Source organism: Mesorhizobium sp. B2-6-2, assembly GCF_006440615.1.
Taxonomy (GTDB): domain Bacteria; phylum Pseudomonadota; class Alphaproteobacteria; order Rhizobiales; family Rhizobiaceae; genus Mesorhizobium.
The window spans coordinates 181,480-202,451 of the sequence record NZ_VFUG01000001.1; the positions used below are offsets into that span (position 1 = coordinate 181,480).

25 protein-coding genes are annotated in these 20,972 nt (G+C 63.5%); 16 read left to right on the forward strand and 9 right to left on the reverse strand.

Annotated features, from left to right (window positions below):
- Positions 1–192 precede the first annotated feature (192 nt).
- Positions 193–474 (forward strand): hypothetical protein, encoded by a 282-nt coding sequence (locus tag FJ419_RS00995; protein ID WP_140686851.1) that lies wholly within the window; start codon positions 193–195, stop codon positions 472–474.
- On the opposite strand, the gene hisH is transcribed toward FJ419_RS00995, so the two are convergent.
- Genes hisH through hisB form a run of 3 tightly spaced genes read right to left on the reverse strand, consistent with a single transcriptional unit; the run spans position 471 to position 2,197 of the window.
- A complete protein-coding gene (gene hisH / locus FJ419_RS01000) occupies positions 471–1,121 on the reverse strand; it encodes an imidazole glycerol phosphate synthase subunit HisH (RefSeq protein WP_140686852.1) in 651 nt (216 codons plus the stop codon). The genes FJ419_RS00995 and hisH overlap by 4 nt on opposite strands.
- A 1-nt stretch (position 1,122) precedes the next feature.
- Positions 1,123–1,596, reverse strand: coding sequence for a DUF2628 domain-containing protein (locus FJ419_RS01005; RefSeq protein ID WP_140686853.1), 474 nt, complete (start codon positions 1,594–1,596; stop codon positions 1,123–1,125).
- Positions 1,597–1,600: 4 nt separating this feature from the next.
- Positions 1,601–2,197, reverse strand: coding sequence for an imidazoleglycerol-phosphate dehydratase HisB (gene hisB, locus FJ419_RS01010; protein ID WP_140686854.1), 597 nt, complete (start codon positions 2,195–2,197; stop codon positions 1,601–1,603).
- Positions 2,198–2,411: 214 nt separating this feature from the next.
- Here hisB and hslV point away from each other — a divergent pair, with 214 nt between their 5' ends.
- The 5 genes from hslV (at position 2,412) to FJ419_RS01035 (ending at position 6,651) form a co-directional block, all read left to right on the forward strand.
- Positions 2,412–2,963 carry an ATP-dependent protease subunit HslV gene (hslV, locus tag FJ419_RS01015; protein ID WP_140543275.1) on the forward strand — a complete coding sequence of 184 codons (552 nt, stop codon included), beginning with the start codon at positions 2,412–2,414 and terminating at the stop codon, positions 2,961–2,963.
- Positions 2,964–3,029: 66 nt separating this feature from the next.
- Complete coding sequence (locus FJ419_RS01020) at positions 3,030–3,554, forward strand: GNAT family N-acetyltransferase (protein WP_140686855.1); 525 nt, start codon at positions 3,030–3,032, stop codon at positions 3,552–3,554.
- 4 nt (positions 3,555–3,558) lie between these two features.
- Positions 3,559–4,158: a DUF2585 domain-containing protein gene (locus tag FJ419_RS01025; protein ID WP_140686856.1), complete on the forward strand. Its 600-nt coding sequence runs from the start codon at positions 3,559–3,561 to the stop codon at positions 4,156–4,158.
- Between the two features lie 5 nt (positions 4,159–4,163).
- Positions 4,164–5,474 carry an ATP-dependent protease ATPase subunit HslU gene (hslU, locus tag FJ419_RS01030; RefSeq protein WP_140686857.1) on the forward strand — a complete coding sequence of 437 codons (1,311 nt, stop codon included), beginning with the start codon at positions 4,164–4,166 and terminating at the stop codon, positions 5,472–5,474.
- Between the two features lie 217 nt (positions 5,475–5,691).
- On the forward strand, positions 5,692–6,651 hold the full coding sequence (locus FJ419_RS01035) for a DUF1402 family protein (protein ID WP_140686858.1): 960 nt from the start codon (positions 5,692–5,694) through the stop codon (positions 6,649–6,651).
- Positions 6,652–6,660: 9 nt separating this feature from the next.
- On the opposite strand, the gene FJ419_RS01040 is transcribed toward FJ419_RS01035, so the two are convergent.
- Genes FJ419_RS01040 through FJ419_RS01050 form a run of 3 tightly spaced genes read right to left on the reverse strand, consistent with a single transcriptional unit; the run spans position 6,661 to position 9,359 of the window.
- Positions 6,661–7,890: an FAD-dependent oxidoreductase gene (locus FJ419_RS01040; protein ID WP_140686859.1), complete on the reverse strand. Its 1,230-nt coding sequence runs from the start codon at positions 7,888–7,890 to the stop codon at positions 6,661–6,663.
- A 5-nt stretch (positions 7,891–7,895) separates the two neighbouring features.
- Entirely contained in the window at positions 7,896–8,210 is a 315-nt protein-coding gene (locus tag FJ419_RS01045) for a MocE family 2Fe-2S type ferredoxin (protein ID WP_140686860.1), read from the reverse strand.
- 42 nt (positions 8,211–8,252) lie between these two features.
- The gene (locus FJ419_RS01050; RefSeq protein WP_181170570.1) at positions 8,253–9,359 is read right to left on the reverse strand and encodes a fatty acid desaturase family protein; all 1,107 of its coding nucleotides are present in this window, start codon (positions 9,357–9,359) and stop codon (positions 8,253–8,255) included.
- Between the two features lie 173 nt (positions 9,360–9,532).
- Between FJ419_RS01050 and FJ419_RS01055 the strand changes: the two genes are divergently transcribed.
- The 8 genes from FJ419_RS01055 to FJ419_RS01090 all read left to right on the forward strand — a co-directional run bounded on the left by FJ419_RS01055 (position 9,533) and on the right by FJ419_RS01090 (position 17,008).
- Positions 9,533–10,564, forward strand: a complete 1,032-nt coding sequence (locus tag FJ419_RS01055) for a LacI family DNA-binding transcriptional regulator (protein ID WP_140686861.1) — start codon at positions 9,533–9,535, stop codon at positions 10,562–10,564.
- Between the two features lie 488 nt (positions 10,565–11,052).
- Positions 11,053–11,994 carry a sugar ABC transporter substrate-binding protein gene (locus tag FJ419_RS01060; RefSeq protein WP_140686862.1) on the forward strand — a complete coding sequence of 314 codons (942 nt, stop codon included), beginning with the start codon at positions 11,053–11,055 and terminating at the stop codon, positions 11,992–11,994.
- Positions 11,995–12,175: 181 nt separating this feature from the next.
- Positions 12,176–13,252: an ABC transporter permease gene (locus FJ419_RS01065; RefSeq protein ID WP_140686863.1), complete on the forward strand. Its 1,077-nt coding sequence runs from the start codon at positions 12,176–12,178 to the stop codon at positions 13,250–13,252.
- A gap of 2 nt (positions 13,253–13,254) precedes the next feature.
- Positions 13,255–14,025 carry an ATP-binding cassette domain-containing protein gene (locus tag FJ419_RS01070; protein ID WP_140543283.1) on the forward strand — a complete coding sequence of 257 codons (771 nt, stop codon included), beginning with the start codon at positions 13,255–13,257 and terminating at the stop codon, positions 14,023–14,025.
- 80 nt (positions 14,026–14,105) lie between these two features.
- Complete coding sequence (gene iolG, locus FJ419_RS01075; protein WP_140686864.1) at positions 14,106–15,098, forward strand: inositol 2-dehydrogenase; 993 nt, start codon at positions 14,106–14,108, stop codon at positions 15,096–15,098.
- Between the two features lie 302 nt (positions 15,099–15,400).
- The gene (locus tag FJ419_RS01080; protein WP_140686865.1) at positions 15,401–16,195 is read left to right on the forward strand and encodes an SDR family oxidoreductase; all 795 of its coding nucleotides are present in this window, start codon (positions 15,401–15,403) and stop codon (positions 16,193–16,195) included.
- A 127-nt stretch (positions 16,196–16,322) separates the two neighbouring features.
- On the forward strand, positions 16,323–16,589 hold the full coding sequence (locus FJ419_RS01085) for a type II toxin-antitoxin system prevent-host-death family antitoxin (protein WP_140686866.1): 267 nt from the start codon (positions 16,323–16,325) through the stop codon (positions 16,587–16,589).
- The gene (locus FJ419_RS01090; RefSeq protein ID WP_140686867.1) at positions 16,586–17,008 is read left to right on the forward strand and encodes a type II toxin-antitoxin system VapC family toxin; all 423 of its coding nucleotides are present in this window, start codon (positions 16,586–16,588) and stop codon (positions 17,006–17,008) included. The genes FJ419_RS01085 and FJ419_RS01090 overlap by 4 nt, the downstream gene beginning before the upstream one ends.
- A gap of 57 nt (positions 17,009–17,065) precedes the next feature.
- Here the strand turns inward: FJ419_RS01090 and FJ419_RS01095 are convergent, their stop codons facing one another.
- Complete coding sequence (locus tag FJ419_RS01095; protein ID WP_140686868.1) at positions 17,066–17,356, reverse strand: hypothetical protein; 291 nt, start codon at positions 17,354–17,356, stop codon at positions 17,066–17,068.
- Between the two features lie 158 nt (positions 17,357–17,514).
- On the opposite strand from FJ419_RS01095, the gene FJ419_RS01100 reads away from it, so the two are divergent.
- Entirely contained in the window at positions 17,515–18,606 is a 1,092-nt protein-coding gene (locus tag FJ419_RS01100; protein WP_140686869.1) for a 3-deoxy-7-phosphoheptulonate synthase, read from the forward strand.
- A 21-nt stretch (positions 18,607–18,627) separates the two neighbouring features.
- On the opposite strand, the gene FJ419_RS01105 is transcribed toward FJ419_RS01100, so the two are convergent.
- The gene (locus FJ419_RS01105) at positions 18,628–19,263 is read right to left on the reverse strand and encodes a LysE family translocator (RefSeq protein ID WP_140686870.1); all 636 of its coding nucleotides are present in this window, start codon (positions 19,261–19,263) and stop codon (positions 18,628–18,630) included.
- Positions 19,264–19,389: 126 nt separating this feature from the next.
- Between FJ419_RS01105 and FJ419_RS01110 the strand changes: the two genes are divergently transcribed.
- Complete coding sequence (locus FJ419_RS01110) at positions 19,390–20,094, forward strand: YafY family protein (RefSeq protein ID WP_140686871.1); 705 nt, start codon at positions 19,390–19,392, stop codon at positions 20,092–20,094.
- Between the two features lie 20 nt (positions 20,095–20,114).
- Here FJ419_RS01110 and FJ419_RS01115 read toward each other — a convergent pair whose 3' ends face one another.
- The gene (locus tag FJ419_RS01115) at positions 20,115–20,912 is read right to left on the reverse strand and encodes a class I SAM-dependent methyltransferase (RefSeq protein ID WP_140686872.1); all 798 of its coding nucleotides are present in this window, start codon (positions 20,910–20,912) and stop codon (positions 20,115–20,117) included.
- Positions 20,913–20,972: the final 60 nt, after the last annotated feature.

Sequence of the window (20,972 nt, forward strand, 5' to 3'; positions counted from 1 at the left end):
GGAGTCGTCCTTATGAGTCGATTCGCCATATCAAAAAGCCGGGTTAGCGGCCCGGCTTTTTGTGCCTTCACCACTTGAAGTGCCGAAGGCGATAGGATTGTTCCTACAGGTGTGCAGATTGCACATCGCAGATTCTGCGTCAACATTCCTTCTTTGGCCGGCACTTCGTTTTTCCTCCCAAGGAGAAGGACGATGGCTGTTGCCAATTTGGATGAAACGGAAGCGATCAAAGCCTGGGTGCTGCGCGCTTGCGAATGGAAGACCCGTAACATCGCGGCGCGGTTTGATGTCGACCCGCGTCGTTTGTACGAAGTTTGGGAAGAACAAGGACATAAGGGAACTCGGTTCAAAGCGATGCGTCTCTTTAGCCGCCTTCTGCCAAACATTGCCGTGGCGGGCAGATTTGAAGTCCACAAGCCCCGCTATCAGCGAGTAGCCAAACCGGAAAATGGGCAGATGACGTTGGAGTTTTAAGGCTTCCACCTCAGAAAATTGGTGATCAAGGCCAGGCCGAGCGCCTGGCTTTTTTCGGGATGGAACTGCGTGCCGGCGAGATTGTCGCGGGCAACCGCCGCCGTCACCGCGCCGCCATAATCAGTCGTCGCCATGATCTCGGCCGGGTTCTTCGTGTCCAGATGATAGGAATGGACGAAATAGGCGTGCAGCCCCTTCGGGCCGGTCTCGATGCCGGAAAACAGCGGGTGCTTGCGTTGGAGTTCGATCGTATTCCAGCCGATCTGCGGGATTTTCAGCGCCGGATCGGACGGCGTGATCTCCTTGACGTCGCCGGCGATCCAGCCAAAGCCTTTGGTGACGGTCTTCTCCAGCCCGCGCTCCGACATCAGCTGCATGCCGACGCAGATGCCGAGAAACGGCCGGCCCTTGACGATCGCCACCTCTTCCACCGCCTCCCACATGCCTGCCACCCCATGCAGTCCGGCGGCGCAGTCGGCATAGGCGCCGACGCCCGGCAGCACGATGCGGTCGGCGGAACGCACCCGCTCGGCGTCGGCCGTCAGCTCGATCGTCGCGGCAAGGCCCGCCTCATGCGCGGCACGCTCGAAGGCCTTGGTGGCCGAGCGCAGATTGCCCGAGCCGTAATCGATGATGGCTACCCGCATGTCAGGGCCTTCCAGGCGTATGGGTCAGGCCGAGCGCCATGCCTGTCTGCGGCGGACGTGCCTGCGATGCATCCGGCACGATGCGCGGCAGGGCGGGCTGCTCCTCGCTTACCTCGCCGGTTTCCAGCGCATGGCGCGTCTCGGCATCGGCGAGATTGCCGGCCTCGACCACGCCCCATTCGCGCCAGCCGCGCCGCCGCAGCGAGGCGATGCGCAGGCCCTGGCCTTCGAAGCCGACATAGAGCGAGACCAGCAGCGACAGCAGCGATCCGGCCCCTTCGAGCCCGAGCCTTTCGCCGGCCACCGACAGGATCGCCGTGACGATGAAGGTCAGGGCCGCCTCGATCCACATCCGGTGCCAGGCGAGCCAGAGCGGCGCGACCAGGAAACCCAGCCAGGTGAAGCTGTCGCGCACGAAAATTGCATCCTCGGCTTTGTTGCCGGCCGGCGGCGCCATCACGACATAGATCGCCATAGGGCTATCCTTTCAGGGATCCCTTGGTGGAAGGCACCGCGTCGGGCTGGCGCGGATCGGGCTCCAGCGCTGCGCGCAAGCTGCGCGCCACCGCCTTGAAGCAGGTTTCGGCGATATGATGGTTGTTGGCGCCGTAATGGTTGGTCACATGCAGCGTGATGCCGGCATTCTGCGCCAGCGCCTGGAAGAACTCGCGCACCAGCTCGGTGTCGAACGTGCCGATCTTCGGCGACGAGAAGCCGACATTCCAGACCAGGAACGGCCGGCCGGACACGTCGATCGCGGCCCTGGTCAGCGTCTCGTCCATGGCAAGGTCGATCGAGGCATAGCGCATGATGCCGCGCCGTTCGCCCAGCGCCTTGCTCAGCGCCTGGCCGATCGCGATGCCGGTGTCCTCGACCGTGTGGTGGTCGTCGATATGCAGGTCGCCCTTGGCCTTGACCGTCATGTCGATCAGCGAATGCCGCGACAGCTGGTCGAGCATATGGTCGAAGAAGCCGACGCCGGTCGAAATGTCGGATTCTCCCTTGCCGTCGACGTCGACGGAGACCGAAATCTCGGTTTCTTTGGTCTTGCGGCTGACTTCGGCCGAACGCGTCATCGCTTTGTCCTTGTTGCCCTGCTTGGAGGCGCCAGGGCTTGAAAACGAAAGCCTTCTATCAGCATGATCCGGCGATTGCCAGTTGCCATTCCGACCGCTATCGGCTGGGCCTGAGGTGGTTTGCAATCGTTGGCCCTATGCATACATATGGCCGATCAAACTCACTCGTACCGCGCCGTCGCCTTTTCGAGGGATAGCGCGCATCGGAGCTCAAATGTCGAATGAACTCACCATGCACGCCACGACCATCATCAGCGTGCGCAAGGGCAACAAGGTCGTGATCGCCGGCGACGGCCAGGTCAGCCTCGGCCAGACGATCATGAAGGGCAACGCCCGCAAGGTCCGCCGGATCGGCAAGGACGGCAGCGTCATTGCCGGCTTCGCTGGCGCTACCGCCGACGCCTTCACCCTGCTCGAGCGGCTCGAAGCCAAGCTCGAACAATATCCGGACCAGCTGACGCGCGCCTGCGTCGAACTCGCCAAGGACTGGCGCACCGACCGCTATCTACGTCGGCTGGAAGCCATGATGCTGGTCGCCGACAAGTCGGTCTCGCTGGCGCTGACCGGCAATGGCGACGTGCTGGAGCCCGAACATGGCGTCATGGCCATCGGCTCGGGCGGCAATTACGCGCTGGCCGCGGCCCGTGCGCTGATCGACACCGACAAGGATGCCGAGCAGATCGCCCGCAAGGCCATGCAGATCGCGTCCGACATCTGCGTCTACACCAACAACAATTTCGTCGTCGAAACGCTTGACGCCGCCTGAACGACCATGACCCCGAACCGAAGGACCGCGAAAGCGAAAGGTGGCCGCCGGTTTTCGGACAAGATCATGGTCGAACCAGCAGATACATATGATTTCCGGCCGGTCACGGAAAAAGACCTGCCGATGATCGCCGCTTGGCTGCGCGAGCCGCATGTCGCCCAATGGTGGGACGCTCCGGACAAGGAGATCGCCGAGATCCGCGAGCATATCGATTCGGTTTCGGTGGAACCGCTGGTCGTCGAGCTCGACGGCAGGCCGATCGCCTATCTGCAGAGCTATGATCCGCATATGGAGGACGACCATCCCTATGCCGACCAGCCCTTCGGCACGGTGGGTATCGATCTCACGATCGGCCCGCCGGAACTGGTCGGGGTCGGCCATGGCTCGGCCATCGTGCGCCAGTTCGTCGAGGAGCTTCTGGAGGAAGGCGCGCCGCGCGTCATCATCGATCCGCATCCCGACAATGGCCGCGCCATCCGCGCCTATGAGAGGGCCGGCTTCAGGGCGATCGGGCGCAGGCATTCGCAATGTGGGGATGTCGTGCTGATGGCCGTCGATGCGGCCGACGACGATGAACATCTGGGGGACTGATTGAATGACCGCATCCGGAGGGGACAAGACGCTTTCGGCCTATGAAGACAGCTGGCGCATGGGCCTGCTGCTCGTGCTGGCTTTGATCATCTTCCAGGCAGGCGCCTTGTACGCCATGGGCCACCCGCCGATCTGCACCTGCGGCTACGTCAAGCTCTGGCACGGCGTGGTCAACAGTTCGGAGAATTCCCAGCACATCGCCGACTGGTACACCTTCTCGCACATCATTCACGGCTTCCTGTTCTATGCGCTGGCCTGGGCGCTGTTCCCGCGCTCGCCGGTCGGCTTAAGGCTCGCCTTCGCCGTCCTCATCGAAGGCGGCTGGGAGATCCTCGAAAACAGCCCCTTCATCATTGACCGCTATCGCGCCGGCACCATCTCGCTCAACTATTACGGCGACTCGATCATCAACTCGGTGTCCGACACGCTGTTCATGGCGCTGGGATTTGTGATGGCGCGAAAGCTACCTATATGGGTGGTCGTGGCCCTGGCGCTCATCTTCGAGTTCGGCACGGGTTACATCATCCGGGACAATCTGACGCTCAACGTGATCATGCTGCTGCATCCGTTCGAGTTTATCAGGCAGTGGCAAAGTGGAATTTGAGTAATATGAGCACCTTCTCTCCCCGCGAAATCGTTTCGGAACTCGACCGCTTCATCATCGGCCAGAAGGACGCCAAGCGCGCCGTGGCCATTGCCTTGCGCAACCGCTGGCGCCGCCAGCAGCTGGAAGGCCAGATGCGCGAAGAGGTGATGCCGAAGAACATCCTGATGATCGGCCCGACCGGCGTCGGCAAGACCGAGATCTCGCGCCGTCTGGCGCGGCTCGCCGGCGCCCCCTTCGTCAAGGTCGAGGCAACCAAGTTCACCGAGGTCGGCTATGTCGGCCGCGATGTCGAGCAGATCGTGCGCGACCTCGTCGAGGTCGCCATCGGCCTGGCGCGTGAAAAGATGCGCGAGGATGTCGCCGCGCGCGCCCAGATCAACGCCGAGGAACGCGTGCTGGAAGCCCTCGTCGGCAAGACGGCGAGCCCGGCGACCCGCGACTCCTTCCGCAAGAAGCTGCGCGACGGCGAGCTCGACGATAAGGAGATCGAGATCGAGGTGGCCGACACCGGCACCGGCGGCATGCCCGGTTTCGATATCCCCGGCATGCCGGGCGGCAGCGTCGGCGTGCTCAACATCAACGACATGCTGTCGAAGGCGATGGGTGGCCGCAGGACCAAGACCCGCAAGACCACGGTGCGCGATTCCTATGCGGTGCTGGTCAACGACGAGTCCGACAAGCTGCTCGACCAGGACGAGGTGGTGCGCAGGGCGCTGGAATCGGCCGAGAATGACGGCATCGTCTTCCTCGACGAGATCGACAAGATCGCCGCCAGGAGCGACATTTCGGGCGGCCCGTCGCGCGAAGGCGTGCAGCGCGACCTGCTGCCGCTGGTCGAAGGCACCACGGTCGCGACCAAATATGGGCCGATCAAGACCGACCATATATTGTTCATCGCGTCGGGCGCCTTCCACGTCTCCAAGCCGTCCGACCTGCTGCCGGAGTTGCAGGGCCGCCTGCCGATCCGTGTCGAGCTGCGCGCGCTGGAGAAGGCGGATTTCATCCGCATCCTCACCGAGACCGAGGCTAGCCTCATCAAGCAGTATATCGCGCTGATGAAGACCGAAGGCGTCGAGCTGACCTTCACCGACGACGCTATCGATTCGCTTGCCGGCATCGCCGTCGATCTCAACGCCAGCGTCGAGAACATCGGCGCGCGGCGCCTGCAGACGGTGATGGAGCGCGTGCTGGACGAGATTTCCTATGACGCACCCGACCGCCACGGCACGGCGGTCACCATCGACGCCGCCTATGTCGAGAAGCATGTCGGCGACCTGTCGCGCAACACCGACCTGTCGCGGTTTATTCTTTAAGCTCTATCTGGGTTTCGGGCTGGCCGTCGAGCCGGCCTGAGACGCCCGTCCAACGCCCCGATTTCGGGCCGGCTCGGGCCAGCCTGAAATGCCCTTCCAATCCAAAGTGTGGCCAAATGGAAGCATCTGGCCACGATTTTTGGTGGCAGCTCGAAGCCTCCTCTCGACTCTGCCATGCGCTTTACCTAGTTTGCCGCGCATTCGAAGGCGGCGGCGTATGAAGAAACTTATCCTGCTTTTTCTCGGCATGGCCCTGGCGGCGGCGGTGGCAACCGCCGATGCCGCGACCATCGTGCCCCCAGGCAACCGCAACAGCGTGCAGCCGGATATTCCAGGCGCCTCCAGCCGGCGCACCCAGGCCACCAACACCACCTTCCAGGCCAAGTACCGCAAGGTCTACGCGCTCTTGCAGAACGATGCCGAGCTGCGCGGCAAGATCAGGAAGGCGGCAGCGGCCTACGGCATCGATCCCATGCATATCGTCGGCGCCATCGTCGGCGAGCATACCTACAATGTCGACGCTTACGACCGCCTGCAGACCTATTACGTCAAGGCGATCTCCTATCTGTCGAGCAAGCTCTCCTTCGCCTATCACGGCGAGGATGTCTCGGATTTCATCCAGCGGCCGGAATTCGAGAAATGCGCCGGCATGGACGACAGCTACGACCTTTGGGAATGCCGCGAGCAGGTGTGGAACCGCGCCTTCCGCGGCAAGAGCGTCGGCGGCGAGGATTTCCCCAACGATCGCTTCGGCGCCACCTTCTTCCAGCCTTATTATGCCGGCCAGACCTTCGGCCTCGGCCAGTTGAACCCGCTGACTGCGTTGCAGATGAGCGACCTCGTGCACAAGGTCTCGGGCCTGCCCAGGCTCGACGTCGGCGATCCCAACGCGGTCTACAAGACCATCATGGACCCGGACCTGACGCTGCCTTACGTCGCCGCGACCATCAGGAAGTCCATCGACGCCTACCGCGGCATCGCCGGCTTCGACATCTCGAAAAATCCGGGCCTCACCGCCACGCTCTACAATGTCGGCAACCCCGAAGAGCGCGCTTATGCTCTGAAGGCCGAGAACGAAAAGCGCCGCGCCGCCGGCGAGCCGGAAAAGCTGCCCGAAGAAAATTATTACGGCTGGCTGGTCAACGACAAGCTGGATGAGCTGAAGGCGCTGTTTTAGGCGGGTCTGTCACGCAGCCAGCAGCGACTTCAGCTTGACCGCCTGCGAGCCGAGCGCTTCCGGCGCCGGGCTCGCCCGCTTGGCGATCAGCATTTCCGCCAGCCGAATGTCGCGCGCCACCGCATTGCCGGGGCCGATGCCGCTGGCGGCGACCAGCCTTCCGTCCTCGGCCAGGTGGAAGACGATGAAGGCGCCGTCGTCGAGATCGCGCCGCACGATGCTCTTGCCTTCGTCGGACAGCCCGGCGATCTGCAGGGTCAGCCCATACTGATCCGACCAGAACCACGGCACGGCGGCATGCGCCTCACCGCCGCCCAGCATGTTCTTCGCGGCTAAGGCGCCCTGTTCCTGGGCGTTGCGCCAGGCTTCGAGGCGCACGCGCCGGCCGCCATAGACGGCAAGCGGGAACGAGCAGCAATCGCCCGCGGCGAAGATATCAGGGTCGGCGGTGCGCAATTGCTCGTCGACCGCGATGCCGTTGTCGATGGCCAGCCCCGCCTCGGCGGCAAGCGCGGTCACCGGCACGGCGCCGATGCCGATCACCGCGAGATCGGCGACGACCCTCTGCCCGTCGGCCAGCGTGATGCCGACCTCCGCGCCGTCATCGGCAATCGCCGCGATTCCCTGGCCGGTGCGGATCGCAACGCCCTCGGCCTCATGCGCCTTGTGGATGATCTCGGCGATCTCGGCCGGCACGCCGCGCATCAGGATGCGCGGCTGCGCTTCGATGACGGTGACGGCGGCGCCGAGCTTGCGCGCCGCGGCGGCAAGCTCGAGGCCGATGAAGCCGCCGCCGATGATGGCGACGCGGTTGCCGGCGCTGAGATGAGCGCGAATGGCCAAAGCGTCGTTGAACGTCCTGAGATAGACGCAACGCCCCCCGAGACCCGGCATCGGCAGCTTGCGCGGCACCGATCCGGTCGCCAGCAAAAGCTTTTCATATGGCAGGGAGGATCCGTCCGACAGTTGCACGACATGCGCGGCACGATCGATCGCGACGGCCCGGACGGAATGGATGTGGCGGATCGAGCGTTCGGCGAACAGCGCGTCGGTGGCGATCGCCTTGATCGCCGGCGCCTCGCCGGTCATCGCTTCCTTCGACAGCGGCGGCCGCTCATAGGGCAGATGCGGCTCGTCGCCGACCAGCGTCACCGGCCCCTCGAAGCCGAGATCGCGCAAGGCGAGCGCGGCGCGCCCGCCGCATTCGCCGGCTCCGATGACCACCATTCCTCCGGTCATCGTCGTCACCCGACCTGAACAAGAACTTTGCCGGCGTCGACCTTGACCGGATAGGTCTTCAGGTTGACGCAGACCGGCGCGCCTCTTGCGTCCCCTGTCTTGTAATTGAAGCGGCCATTGTGCTTCGGGCATTCGATGATGTCGTCCATCACCAGCCCGTCGGCCAGATGCACCTTTTCATGCGTGCACAGCCCGTCGGTCGCGAAATATTCGTCGTCCGGGCTGCGGTAGATGGCGAAGCTGCGGCCGGCATGGTCGAACCGCATCACGTCCTCCTCATCGATGTCCCCGGCCGCGCAGGCCTCGACCCAGTCGCTCATCTCGTCCTCCGCGAAAATCGGTTGGTTAAGCTCTTCGGCAGATCATTCGGCCGCGGCCGCCACCGGATTGTCGTTGTGCAGCTCTTCCCGGTAGGGCTTCGCCGTCGGCGGCAGCGCGCGCTTGAGGAAATAATCCTCGTTGCGCAGCTGGCGCAGGAAGGCCGGGATCATCTCGCGATAGCCGGCCAGGATCGACGGCGTCGGCGCCGGCAGGTCGTGCTTGATCATCTCATGCAGCTTCGGCAGCGCGTGATAGGGCACCATCGGGAACATGTGGTGCTCCACATGGTAGTTCATGTTCCAGTAGATGAAGCGGCTGATCGGATTCATGTAAACGGTGCGGCTGTTCAGCCGGTGATCGATGACGTTCTCGGCCAGCCCGCCATGCTGCAGCAGTCCGGTCATGAAGTGGTGCCAGGCGCCGTAGAGGCGGGGCAGGCCGATCAGCAGCAGCGGCAGCCAGGAATGCAGGTAGAGAGCCAAGGCGATCGTGGCGATGTAGATCGCGAGCCATAGGCGGGCGACGCGGATCGCCTTCGGCTGCTCCTGTTCGGGGATGAAGGTCTTTTCCGCCGCGCTGATGACGCCCGCGGCGTTGCGCACCATGTCGGTCATCGCATGCCAGGCGTCGAGAATGCCGAAGAAGTTCAAGACGAAGCGCAGCAGATCCGGCGGCCGCATGACGGCGATCTCGGGATCGCGACCGACGATGATGGTGTCGGTGTGGTGGCGTGTATGGCTCCAGCGCCATGTCACCGGATTGCGCATGATCATGAAGCAGGCAAGCTGGTAGACGGCGTCGTTCATCCACTGGGTGCGGAAGGCCGTGCCATGGCCGCATTCGTGCCAGCGGGAATCGGTCGAGGAGCCATAGAGCGTGCCATAGACGAAGAAGAACGGCACGCACCACCAGCTGCCCCAGAACCAGGCGCCGCCCGCGCCGCTGAGGATCAGCGCGCCGAGCCAGATGATGGTGTCGCGGATCGCCGGCTGATCGGAGCGCTGCATCAGCTCCTTCATCTGCTTGCGCGGGATCTCGGTGTGATACCACTCGGCCGCCGCCAGCCCGTTCTCGACCGCGAGCTTGGCGTCGCGGCCGGTCAGGCTGTAGTCGCGTGGCGACGCCGACGAAGACGTCATGGCCGTCATTGAGGTTCCTCCAACAGCGCCTGGCGAACGTTTTCAGCTGGTCTGGGCTCGTTCATGGCCGGCTTCCACTTCACCATACCGCCGGCCCATGATAGCCTCAACGTCAGGAAGATAGTTTCTATCATTTCCTATCAGAATGAGATATGCTGAGTCGGACAAGCAATGGAGCATTCATGGCAAAGCGGCCGACCATTAGCGATCTCGCGCACGTCTCGGGCGTCAGCGTCGCCACCGTCGACAGGGTCTTGAACAGCCGCTTGCCGGTGCGCGAAGAGACGGCGCGCCGGGTGTATGAGGCCGCCACCGAGATCGGCTACCACGCGGCGGGGCTGATCAAGCAGCGCATGCGCCAGGAATTGCCGGAATACCGGCTCGGCTTCCTGCTGCTGAGGGGCAATGACGTCTTCTATGGCGATTTTGCGAGGGAGCTCGAGCTGGCGGTTTCGCAATCGCAACGTTTCCGCGGCACTGCCGCGATCGACTTCGCTACGTCGCTGGCGCCCGATGAGATTGCGGGCCAGATGCGCAGGCTGGCGGCCAAGTCGAGAGCCATCGCCGTCGTCGGTCCGGATCACCCGACGCTGACGGCGGTGGTGGAGGCGCTGAAGGCGAGGGGGCAGCCGGTCTTCTCGCTGCTGTCCGATTTTGCCGCCGGAATCCGCGAGGGCTATGTCGGCCTCGACAACCGCAAGGTCGGACGCAGCGCCGCATGGATGATCGCCAAGGCCGCCAGGAAGCCAGGCAAGGTGGCGCTCTTCGTCGGCAGCCACCGCTTCCATGGCCACGAGCTGCGCGAGATCGGCTTCCGCTCCTATTTCCGCGAGCACGCGCCGGATTTCACCGTGATGGAGACGCTGGTCAACCTCGAGGCGAATGACGTGACGCATGACGCCATGCTCGATCTTCTGGCGCGCCATCCCGATCTTGCCGGTTGCTATGTCGCCGGCGGCGGCATGGAAGGCGCCGTCTCGGCGCTGAGAACGGCGAACCCGGCGGATATGCCGGTCGTCATCTGCAACGAGATCAACGCTGCCTCGCGCGCAGCACTTGCCGACAACATCCTTACCATGGTGATCTCGACGCCGCTCGCCGCGCTCTGCCGGGAGCTCGTGGGGCTTATGGCCCATGCCATCGAAAGCGGCGCCGCCAATGCGCCGGGGCAGACCTTCCTGCCCTTCGATATCTATCTGCCGGAAAACATCTAGAAGCTCCAGCGCAGGGATTTTGATCGGCCGCCCGTTTGCGTTGGCAGGTGGCACGCGTGGAGATTGGCCGAAACGCCCATCGCGTCGCTCCGCCATAGAATGACGAGGTTGGGGCGGGCTTCAGCCAATTCCCGGCGTTTGCGATGGAGTCGATGTGAAAGAATCCATCAGTCTGATGGATTCTTTCATGGCGATTTGCTCCGATTCGGACTCAGGTTTCGACGATCATGGCCTTCGTCACGGCGATCGGGACCGAAAAACCGGCCAATCTCGTCGGAATCGCCCTTGACGTTTCCAAAACGAAATGGAATAAATATTTCACCAACTAGGCCTTTTGGTTCTTTCGTTCCGGGAGCGTCTGCACGAACGGAGGAAGAGGCGTTCCAGTCGGATTGGGACGCCGCATGGTCGCAGGGAGAGATTCCCCGGGCAAACCGGGGATTCCGGTTCAAATGGGTGCAGCCGGACACCAAGTGGAGGAGAATAAAATGAAGAAACTGCTTTTGGGCGTCGCGCTTTCGGCGCTGATGTGCTCATCCGCCTTCGCCGCCAAGATCGGCGTTTCGATGGCCAAGTTCGACGACAACTTCCTGACCGTGCTGCGCAACGGCATGATCGCGCAGGCCAAGGGCATGAGCGGTGTCGAATTGCAGGTCGAGGATGCGCAGAACGACGTGGCCAAGCAGCTCGACCAGATCAAGAACTTCGCCGCCTCGGGCGTCGACGCCATCATCGTCAATCCAGTCGACACCTCGGCCACCCAGGCAATGTCGGACGCGGCCGCCGCGGCCAAGATCCCGCTGGTCTATGTCAATCGCCAGCCGGTCAATGTCGACCAGCTGCCGGACAACCAGGCTTTCGTCGCGTCGAACGAGGCGGAATCCGGCACGCTCGAGACCAAGGAAGCCTGCCGCCTGTTCAAGGAAGCCGGCAAGAAGGAAGCCAATGTCTACGTGATCATGGGCGAGCTCTCGAACCAGGCCGCGGTGCAGCGCACCAAGGACATCGAGGAAGTCATTGCCACGCCGGACTGCAGCTTCATCAAGATCATCGACAAGCAGACCTCGAACTGGGATCGTGACCAGGCGCAGAACCTGATGACCAACTGGCTGTCGTCGGGCAAGGCGTTCGACGGCGTCATCGCCAACAACGATGAAAGCGCCATCGGCGCCATCCAGGCAATGAAGGCCGCCAACATCGACATGAAGGCGGTGGTCGTCGGCGGCGTCGACGCCACGCAGGACGCGTTGGCCGCGATGCAGGCGGGCGATCTCGATGTGACCGTCTTCCAGGATGCTGCCGGCCAGGGCGCCGGTGCGCTCGACGCGGCGCTGAAGCTCGCCAAGGGCGAAAAGGTGGAACACAAGGTCTATATCCCGTTCCAGCTCGTCACTCCGGCGAACATCGACAAGTTCTTGAAGAAGAACTGAGGCGCGCCGGCGCAATTCCAGGAACGGTTTTCGGTACGGAATTGCGTGAAGACAAAACGCGGAGTGGTGCCGCGACGCATCGGACTGGCTGAAATCGGCTGCTGGCGAAGCGGCGCCGCTCTGTTCCTCTCCCGCCCGACAGGGCGGGAGAACGGGGCGCGGTCATTCGGAGGAAGAAGACGTGTCACAGACATCGCATGGCATTGGCGGGTTGAGCTATGACGCCAAGAAGCGTCCATGGCCGGCCGAGTTCAACGTGTTCCTGGCGCTGGTCATCCTCGTCGTCGCCTTCGAGCTGATCGGCCGCGTCTTCCTCGGCGACAGCTTCCTGTTCAACACGCGCGAGAATGTGTCGGGCCTCTTCAACGAGCAGCGCCTGCAGATCATCATCCTGCAGGTCTCGATCGTCGGCATCATCGCCATCGGCGTCACCCAGGTCATCATCTGCGGCGGCATTGATCTGTCCTCGGGCTCGATCGTCGGCGCCACCGCCATGATCGCCATGAGCTTCGCGCAGGTTGCGACCGTCAACGGCAATCCCAATCCCAAGGCGATGTTCATCGACTATGGCTGGACCGACCTGCCGGTCATCTTGCCGGTGCTGGTCGCGATCGGCTGCGGACTGATCGCCGGCCTGATCAACGGCCTGTTGATCGCCTATACCCGCATTCCGCCGTTCATCGCCACGCTCGGCATGATGGTCACCGCCCGCGGCATCGCAAAATGGTGGTCGAAGGGCCAGCCGATCTCGTTCCCGACCGACAGTTTCGCGGCCATCGGCAAGGGCCTGATGCCTGTCGTCATCTTCATCTCGCTGGCGCTCCTGTTCCAGCTCATCCTGAGCTATACGAAATACGGCAAGCATTGCTACGCGATCGGCTCCAACGAGGATGCCGCGCGCATGTCGGGCATCAAGATCGCCAACCACAAGGTGCTGGTCTATGCCATCGCCGGCATCCTCGCCTCGCTTGCCGCCGTGGTGCTCTGCTCCAAGAACCTTACCGCACAGGCCGGCATGGGCGTCATGTACGAGCTCGACGCCATCGCCATGGCAGTCATCGGCGGCGTTTCGCTGTCGGGCGGCCGCGGCTCGATCATCGGCACCGTGATCGGCTCGCTGATCTTCGGCGTCATCATTTCCGGCTTCACCTTCCTGCGCCTCGACGCTTACTATCAGGAGATGGTCAAGGGCGTGATCATCGTCGGCGCGGTCGTTCTCGATCAATGGCGCCAGCGCCGCCGCGCGATAGGAGCTTGACCATGTCCGACATCGTTCTGAAGACCGAAAACCTCACCAAGCATTATGGCGGCGTGCACGCCTTGCAGGAGGCGAATTTCGAGCTGCGCAAGGGCGAGCATGTCGCCATCATGGGCGACAACGGCGCCGGCAAATCGACCTTCGTGCGCCAGATCACCGGCGTCGAGCAGCGCACCGACGGCAAGATCTGGTTCGACGGCAAGGAAGTGAACTTCGCCGGCCCGATCGAGGCACGCGAGGCGGGCATCGAGACCGTGTTCCAGAACCTTGCGCTGGCCGACGATCTCGACGTGCCGTCGAACCTGTTCCTTGGGCGCGAGAAGGTGCTCTTCAATCTCGGGCCGTTCTCGATCCTCGACCGCAAGGCGATGCGCAAGGCGACCGAGGCGGCGCTGATCCGCACGGCGGTGAAGATCCCCAACCTCTCCAGCACCATCCGCCACATGTCCGGCGGCCAGCGCCAATGCGTCGCGATCGCCCGGACCGCGACCTTCGCCTCCAAGCTGATCATCATGGACGAGCCGACGGCAGCCCTCGGTGTGCAGGAAACCGCGCAGGTCGAAAACATCATCCGCACGCTGAAGGAAAACGGCGAGCCGCTGATCCTGGTCAGCCACAACATGCGCCAGGTGTTCGACCTGGTCGACCGCATCGTCGTCTTCCGCCGCGGCAAGATCGTCGCCAACCTGCGCAAGCAGGACACCGACGGCAACGACATCGTCGCCTATATCACCGGCGCCAAGACCGGACAGGCGGAACTGCAGGCCGCCTGACGGACGCCGCGACGGGATCAACCAATTGTCCGCGCCACCAGACGCGGGCGAGCCTTTAACATCATCTCGAAGGACATTCCATGACTCTCCGCTTCGCTCTTCTCGGCGCCGGTCGCATCGGCAAGGTGCATGCCCGCGCCGTCGGCTCAAATCCGCAGGCAAGACTGGTTGCCGTGGCGGATGCCTTCGAGAAAGCGGCGACTGAGCTCGCCTCCGCCTACGGCGCCGAAGTGCGCACGATCGATGCCATCGAGCAGGCCAAGGACATCGACGCCGTCATCATCTGCACCCCGACCGACACCCATGCCGATCTGATCGAGCGCTTCGCCATGGCCGGCAAGGCGATCTTCTGCGAGAAGCCGATCGATCTCTCCGTCGAGCGGGTCGAAAAATGCCTGGCCGTCGTCGAGAAGACCAAGGCCACGCTGATGGTCGGCTTCAACCGCCGCTTCGATCCGCATTTCGCCGCTGTCCGCAAGGCGATCGATGACGGCGCCATCGGCACGGTCGAGATGGTCACCATCACCTCGCGCGATCCGGGCGCCCCGCCGCTCGATTACATCGCCCGCTCGGGCGGCATTTTTCGCGACATGACCATCCACGACTTCGACATGGCGCGCTTCCTGCTCGGCGAGGAGCCGGTTGCCGTTAGCGCCCACGCCTCGGTGCTGGTCGACAAGAAAATCGGCGAAGCCGGCGATTTCGATTCGGTCAGCGTCATCCTCGAAACCGCCTCCGGCAAGCAGGCCGTCATCTCCAATTCGCGCCGCGCCACCTATGGCTACGACCAGCGCATCGAGGTGCATGGCTCCAAGGGCATGGTCGCTGCCGAGAACCAGCGCCCGGTGTCGATCGAGCTCGCCAACGACAAGGGCTACACCCGCCCGCCGCTGCACGACTTCTTCATGACCCGCTATCTCGACGCCTATGCCAATGAGATCGCGGCTTTCATCACGGCGGCGACGTCGGGCAAGAAAGCAGCGCCGAGCGGAACCGACGGTCTCGTCGCATTGAAACTGGCCGACGCGGCTTTGCAGTCGGCCAAGACGGGCAAGACCACACGCATCGATTGACTTAATGAGGCAGGTATTTCGATGGCGGTCGGATTGTCCGTCTCCAGGGCTTGGCGATTAGCCGGAACGCTTATCACGTCGTCATCCACGGGCGGAGCAAGGAGCGAAGCGACGCGGCGAAGACCCGAGGATCCATTCCGTGACGTTGAGGCGTTGCTTCGGTGCAGAATTCCGCGGCGCGGCACTCTTCGCGCGAGGTCACGGAATGGATTCCAGGGTCTTCGCGACGGAGCTTCGCTCCTGCTTCGCCCTGGAATGACGAATCTCGCAAGACCATAGAAACGTAACCAAGGAGCACAGCGATGAACGGTTTGGCCGGTCGCAATTCACAAACGCGCGCCATCGTCACCGGCGGCGCGCAGGGCATCGGCTTCGCGGTTGCGGAAGCCTTGGCCGACGAGGGCTGCCGCGCACTGGCGCTGATCGGCCGCTCGCAGGAAAAGGGCGACAGGGCGGTCGCAGCGCTGAAGAAGAACGGCGTCGACGCCATTTTCATCAGCGCCGATGTCGCCAAGGTCGCCGACTGCAAGCGCGCCGTCGAGACCGCGATCAAGCATTTCGGCACCTTGAATGCGCTGGTCAACGCCGCCGCCACGTCCGCGCGCGGGTCGTTGGTGGAGACCTCCGAGGAACTCTTCGACCAGATATTCGACACCAACGTGCGCGGCCCCTTCTTCTTGATGCAGGGCCTCGTCGCGCATCTCCTGGAGCGCAAGGCGCCGGGTTCGATCGTCAACGTGCTGTCGATGTCGGCGCATGCCGGCCAGTCTTTCCTGACGCCCTATTCGACCAGCAAGGGCGCGCTGATGACGCTGACCAAGAATGTCGCGAACTCCTATCGCAAGAACCGCATCCGCTGCAACGCCGTGCTGCCGGGATGGATGGACACCGAGGGCGAGGCGATCGTGCAGAAGAAATGGCACGACGCGCCCGACGACTGGCTGGCAAAGGCCGAGGTCGCGCAGCCCATGGGCCAGCTGGTCAAGCCGGCCCAGCTTGCCCGGCTGATCACCTATATGCTGAGCCCGCAGGCCGGCGTCATGACCGGCTCACTGGTCGACTATGATCAGAATATCGCCGGGGTCGTCGGCGAGTAGCGGCATCTTACGTCCAGCAGAGCTCGGGCCGTGTGTCCGCACCATCACGGCGCGCTTTAAAAGCCCTGTTGCCGCAGCATCGCTATTCCCATATAGTCAAGATAGTCAGAATAGTCATGGGATTGAAATGCGGCCCGAGCAGAAAGACGATGCGAACTGGACGGTCGCTGGGGCAAAAGCCCGACTGTCGGAGGTTATCGAGCGCGCGCAATCTTCGCCGCAGACGATCACCAGAAACGGTAAGCCAAGCGTGGTTGTCATTTCGGCCGAGGAATGGCAGCGAAAGACCGCACGTAAAGGCACGCTTGCGGAGTTCCTGCTGAAGTCGCCGCTGCGCGGCTCGGATCTGAACCTTGAGCGCCAGCGCGACGAACCGCGTGATCTGCCGTTGTGAGAGTATTGCTCGATACGAATGTCCTGTCCGAGGTGACGAGGCCGTCCCCGGATGCACGCGTTCTGGACTGGCTCGACCGGCTTGATGAGGATCGTTCATTCATCAGCGTGGTTTCGATCGCCGAAATCCGGCGCGGCGTTGCTCTTATGGATGAGGGCCGCAAACGCGAGGCGCTGGCTGAATGGCTCGCTCGGGATCTGCCGCAGCGCTTCGAGCAGAGGGTTTTGCCGGTGGACGAACCAGTTGCCTTGGCCTGGGGCGACCTGATGGGTTTTGCGAAGCGCCGCGGTCGCGGTCTGTCGTCGATGGACGGCCTGATGGCAGCCACTGCGATTGCGCAGCAGCTCACTCTGGTAACGCGCAACACCAGGGATTTCGAGGGCTTTGGAGTTGAACTCTTCGATCCGTGGACGGTATGACCGGGGGCGAGCTACCATTAGCCATCAGAGAACGTCTCGATGCATCCATATTGGATTTCAGTAACCGGTCATCTTGGCTTTGGCGTCACCGCTCGGTCGGAAGCTGACGCCTTGCAACTCTTCGCGCTTGCCTTCCCATTCGAAAATGTAATCAGCATCGAGATCATCAAGGATATGAACGATCTCGATCAGAACCACGTGACACCCAATTTGGGTGGGGCCGGCTGGCTTCGGCGTGGCATCTGGTTTCCGCAGGGCCAGGAGCGCATTGCAGGCTGAGACGATGCCTAACCTCAACAGGCGCGTGACAAACCCCCACGCTTCGACTATATGAGCCGCATGATCCACCTGACCGCCTCGTTTTGGTACTTTAGCTACGGTAGCTCGCTGGCGGCGGGAGGATTGCGCTCGATCTGAAAACTCCAGATCAAAAATCCGACAAGCCGCCAGATCTGGCGGCTTTTTTGTTTCAGCCGGCAGGTCTCCCAAACCAGGAGCAGAAAGCCGTGTTGACCACCACTGACGACCTTCGGGTCACCGAAATCAGGGCCCTGAGCGCGCCGGACGAGGTGATGCGCGAGATACCGCGCTCGCTCACCGCGACGCGTACCGTCGCCGCCTCGCGCAACGCCATCCATTGCATCCTTTCGGGGGCCGACGATCGACTGCTTGTCATCGTCGGCCCATGTTCCATCCACGATCCGGTCGCGGCCGTTGACTATGCCAGCCGTCTGGCGGCGCTGCGCGAGGCCCTGGCCGACCGGCTCGAGATCGTCATGCGCGTCTATTTTGAAAAGCCGCGCACCACGGTCGGCTGGAAGGGCCTGATCAATGACCCGGACCTCGACGGCAGCTTCAACATCGAAAAGGGGCTGCGCATGGCGCGCAACGTTCTGTCGGCCGTCAACAATCTCGGCCTGCCGGCGGCGACCGAGTTCCTCGACATGACCATCCCGCAATACATCGCCGACCTCGTCGCCTGGGGCGCGATCGGCGCGCGTACAGCCGAAAGCCAGATCCATCGCGAGTTGGCCTCGGGCCTGTCCTGTCCGGTCGGCTTCAAGAACGGCACCGACGGCAATCTCAGGATCGCCGGCGAAGCGGTGAAGTCGGCCGCCCAGCCGCATCATTTCATGGCGGTGACCAAGGGCGGCCGCAGCGCCATCGCGGCAACCACCGGCAACGAGGATTGCCATGTCATCCTGCGCGGTGGCATCGCGCCGAACTATGATGCCGCAAGCGTCGAGGCCGCCGCGGCCGAGCTCGGCCGCATCGGCGTCGCGCCGCGGCTGATGATCGACGTCAGCCACGCCAACAGCGCCAAGAAGCCGGAGAACCAGCCGAAGGTCGCGCACGACGTGGCGGGCCAGGTAGCCGCGGGCGACGAGCGCATCATCGGCGTCATGATCGAGAGCAATCTCGTCGCCGGCCGCCAGGACGTCGTGCCCGGCAAGCCGCTCGTCTACGGCCAGAGCATCACCGACGGCTGCATCGACTGGGCGACCACCGAGACGGTCCTGCACGGCCTCGCCGGCGCCGTCGAATGGCGCCGGTCGGTGAAGCGCGAGATGCTTGCCAGCCGGCAGGGTGCGGCTTGAGCGAAATGGAGAGGGCGGCGATCACGCCGCCCTCAACCCCTCCCAAGCGGTGAATATCGAAATGGCAAACAGCAGCAGCCCCGCCGCGCGGCCTGCAAATGTAGTCGCCTTCGGATTGTCGACCAGCAGGCCGCGGCTGCGCCCCGCCGTGACGGCGAGCCCGCCATAGATCGCGGCCTGCGTGGCGACCGTCAGCAATCCCATGATCGTCGCCTGCATCCAGATCGGACCGTAAGCCGGCTTCAGGAATTGCGGATAGACGGCGAGGATGAAGAGATAGGCCTTCGGATTGATCAGGCAGGTGACCAGGCCCTGGCGAAACGCCTTCCAGGCCGAGCGGCTCCCCGCAGGGCGGTCATCGCCGACGGTGATTGAGCTGCGCATCAGCGAAATGCCGATATAGGCCATATAGGCGGCGCCGGCGACCAGCAGCGGCGTGAACAGGACCGGTACGAAATGCATGAGCAGCCCGACGCCGATCGCGCCGTTCAGCGTATGCACTGCACCGCCCAGCATAATGCCGGCGGTGGCGGCCAGGCCCCTGTTGCTGCCGCCGGCCAGCGCATTGGCCAGCACGAACAGCATGTCCATGCCCGGAACCGCGATGATGCCGAACAGAAGCACGAAGAACAGCCAGAGATTTTCGCCATAGCTCATGTCAGTTGCCTGTCGCATTATCCGCATGCACGCAAAGGAATCTGTTGATTTTCAAGCGGGTAGGCGGCCCTATAGCGCATTCCAACTGACGGGGATGTGTCAGTTGAATTCCAGCCGGGTGAGAAAATGCGCAAGGCCTCGCGCCTGTTCGAGATCATCCAGATCCTGCGGCTGGCCAGGAGGCCGGTGACGGCGGCGACGATCGCCGAGCGGCTGGAAGTGACCGTACGCTCGGTCTATCGCGACATCGCGGCACTGCAGGCGATGCGCGTGCCGATCGAGGGCGGGCGCGGCATCGGCTACATCCTGCGACCAGGCTTCGACCTGCCGCCGCTGATGTTTTCCATCGAGGAGATGGAAGCGATCGTCTTGTCGCTGGCATTGCTGGAGCGCACAGGCGACGACGAGCTCAAGCAGGCCGCCAAACGCGTCGGCGCCAAGATCGCCGGCGCCGTGCCGCCGCCTTTGCGGCAGACGCTCGACGCCAACGCCCTCCATGCCTGGGGCTTTGCCGCACCCTCCGCTTCCGCCGTCGACCTCGCTTTGGTCCGCCGCGCCATCCGCGACGAGGAGAAGCTAAGCCTTTCCTATCGCGACGAGGCGGGACGTCCGACCGGCCGCATCATCCGTCCGGTCGCGCTGATCTATTATGCCGAGACGGCCAACATCGTCGCCTGGTGCGAGTTGCGGCAGGCCATCCGCAATTTCCGCAGCGACCGCATCGAGGATTGCCGGGCGGCCGGCCAATGGTTCAAGGGCGAAGGCGACCGGCTGCGGCAGGTGTGGGTCGACGGCTGGGAGATCAATGTCCCGGTGGCCGCCGGCAACTGACCAGTTGCCGGCTTTGAGTCTCAGGGCACGATGCCGCGGCAGGCCCAGGCGACATTGGCGAAGGATCGCGGGCCATCGGGCCAGCCGGCCTCGTAGGCATCGCGGACGGCCGCCTCGACGCGCTCCCGCTCGGCCGCGTCCAGTGTCATGTATCTGCCGAGCGGGCCTTCGCCGGCGCCGATCGGCGCCCAGAAGTCGTCGAAATCCGCGTAATCCATGCGGATCATCAGCTCGGCCTCCGTGACATCGGCCAGGCCTTGCTCGACAAAGCTCCGCTTCATCTCGCCCGGCTGCACCATCGGCTGGAAGCAATAGCGGCTGCGCATCTGGCGCCCGCTTTCGCTGAGCGCAGCAACTGTGTCGACCATCATGCGCATGGCGGTCATGCCGCCGTAGTGGTCCCAGACCACGGCCGCGACCACGCCGCCCGGCCGCGTCACGCGGCGCATCTCGGCCACCGCCTTGCCGGCCTCCGGCACGAAGTGCAGCACCAGCAGCGCCAGCGCGCGGTCGAACGCATTGTCGGCGAACGGCAAGGCGGTGGCATCCGCCTGCTGGATGGTGACGCGCGGATCGGTGTTCCTCTCCTTCGCCGCCGCGACGAAGATCGGCGAGAAGTCGATGGCCTGGATCTCGGCGAGATCGCCTGACTTCGCCAGCTCGAAGGTGAGGCTGCCGGTGCCGCAACCGACATCGAGGACTTTTTCGCCGCCGGCCAGACCGGCGAAGTCGATGAACTTGGGCGCGAGCCGGCGGCTCCAGCGTCCCATCAGTTGCTCATAGCCGGACGCCGCTTGAACGGTGAAGCTTGATGTCATCCCGCCCTCCCTTCGCTGAGGTCAGCCTAGACGTCCACGGAAGCCGTGCCAAGCAGCGAA

Coding starts and splice junctions, on each gene's coding strand:
- FJ419_RS00995 (WP_140686851.1), top strand. CDS start 193: ATGGCTGTTGCCAATTTGGATGAAACGGAAGCGATCAAAGCCTGGGTG.
- hisH (WP_140686852.1), bottom strand. CDS start 1,121: ATGCGGGTAGCCATCATCGATTACGGCTCGGGCAATCTGCGCTCGGCC.
- FJ419_RS01005 (WP_140686853.1), bottom strand. CDS start 1,596: ATGGCGATCTATGTCGTGATGGCGCCGCCGGCCGGCAACAAAGCCGAG.
- hisB (WP_140686854.1), bottom strand. CDS start 2,197: ATGACGCGTTCGGCCGAAGTCAGCCGCAAGACCAAAGAAACCGAGATT.
- hslV (WP_140543275.1), top strand. CDS start 2,412: ATGTCGAATGAACTCACCATGCACGCCACGACCATCATCAGCGTGCGC.
- FJ419_RS01020 (WP_140686855.1), top strand. CDS start 3,030: ATGGTCGAACCAGCAGATACATATGATTTCCGGCCGGTCACGGAAAAA.
- FJ419_RS01025 (WP_140686856.1), top strand. CDS start 3,559: ATGACCGCATCCGGAGGGGACAAGACGCTTTCGGCCTATGAAGACAGC.
- hslU (WP_140686857.1), top strand. CDS start 4,164: ATGAGCACCTTCTCTCCCCGCGAAATCGTTTCGGAACTCGACCGCTTC.
- FJ419_RS01035 (WP_140686858.1), top strand. CDS start 5,692: ATGAAGAAACTTATCCTGCTTTTTCTCGGCATGGCCCTGGCGGCGGCG.
- FJ419_RS01040 (WP_140686859.1), bottom strand. CDS start 7,890: ATGACCGGAGGAATGGTGGTCATCGGAGCCGGCGAATGCGGCGGGCGC.
- FJ419_RS01045 (WP_140686860.1), bottom strand. CDS start 8,210: ATGAGCGACTGGGTCGAGGCCTGCGCGGCCGGGGACATCGATGAGGAG.
- FJ419_RS01050 (WP_181170570.1), bottom strand. CDS start 9,359: ATGACGGCCATGACGTCTTCGTCGGCGTCGCCACGCGACTACAGCCTG.
- FJ419_RS01055 (WP_140686861.1), top strand. CDS start 9,533: ATGGCAAAGCGGCCGACCATTAGCGATCTCGCGCACGTCTCGGGCGTC.
- FJ419_RS01060 (WP_140686862.1), top strand. CDS start 11,053: ATGAAGAAACTGCTTTTGGGCGTCGCGCTTTCGGCGCTGATGTGCTCA.
- FJ419_RS01070 (WP_140543283.1), top strand. CDS start 13,255: ATGTCCGACATCGTTCTGAAGACCGAAAACCTCACCAAGCATTATGGC.
- iolG (WP_140686864.1), top strand. CDS start 14,106: ATGACTCTCCGCTTCGCTCTTCTCGGCGCCGGTCGCATCGGCAAGGTG.
- FJ419_RS01080 (WP_140686865.1), top strand. CDS start 15,401: ATGAACGGTTTGGCCGGTCGCAATTCACAAACGCGCGCCATCGTCACC.
- FJ419_RS01085 (WP_140686866.1), top strand. CDS start 16,323: ATGCGGCCCGAGCAGAAAGACGATGCGAACTGGACGGTCGCTGGGGCA.
- FJ419_RS01105 (WP_140686870.1), bottom strand. CDS start 19,263: ATGAGCTATGGCGAAAATCTCTGGCTGTTCTTCGTGCTTCTGTTCGGC.
- FJ419_RS01110 (WP_140686871.1), top strand. CDS start 19,390: ATGCGCAAGGCCTCGCGCCTGTTCGAGATCATCCAGATCCTGCGGCTG.
- FJ419_RS01115 (WP_140686872.1), bottom strand. CDS start 20,912: ATGACATCAAGCTTCACCGTTCAAGCGGCGTCCGGCTATGAGCAACTG.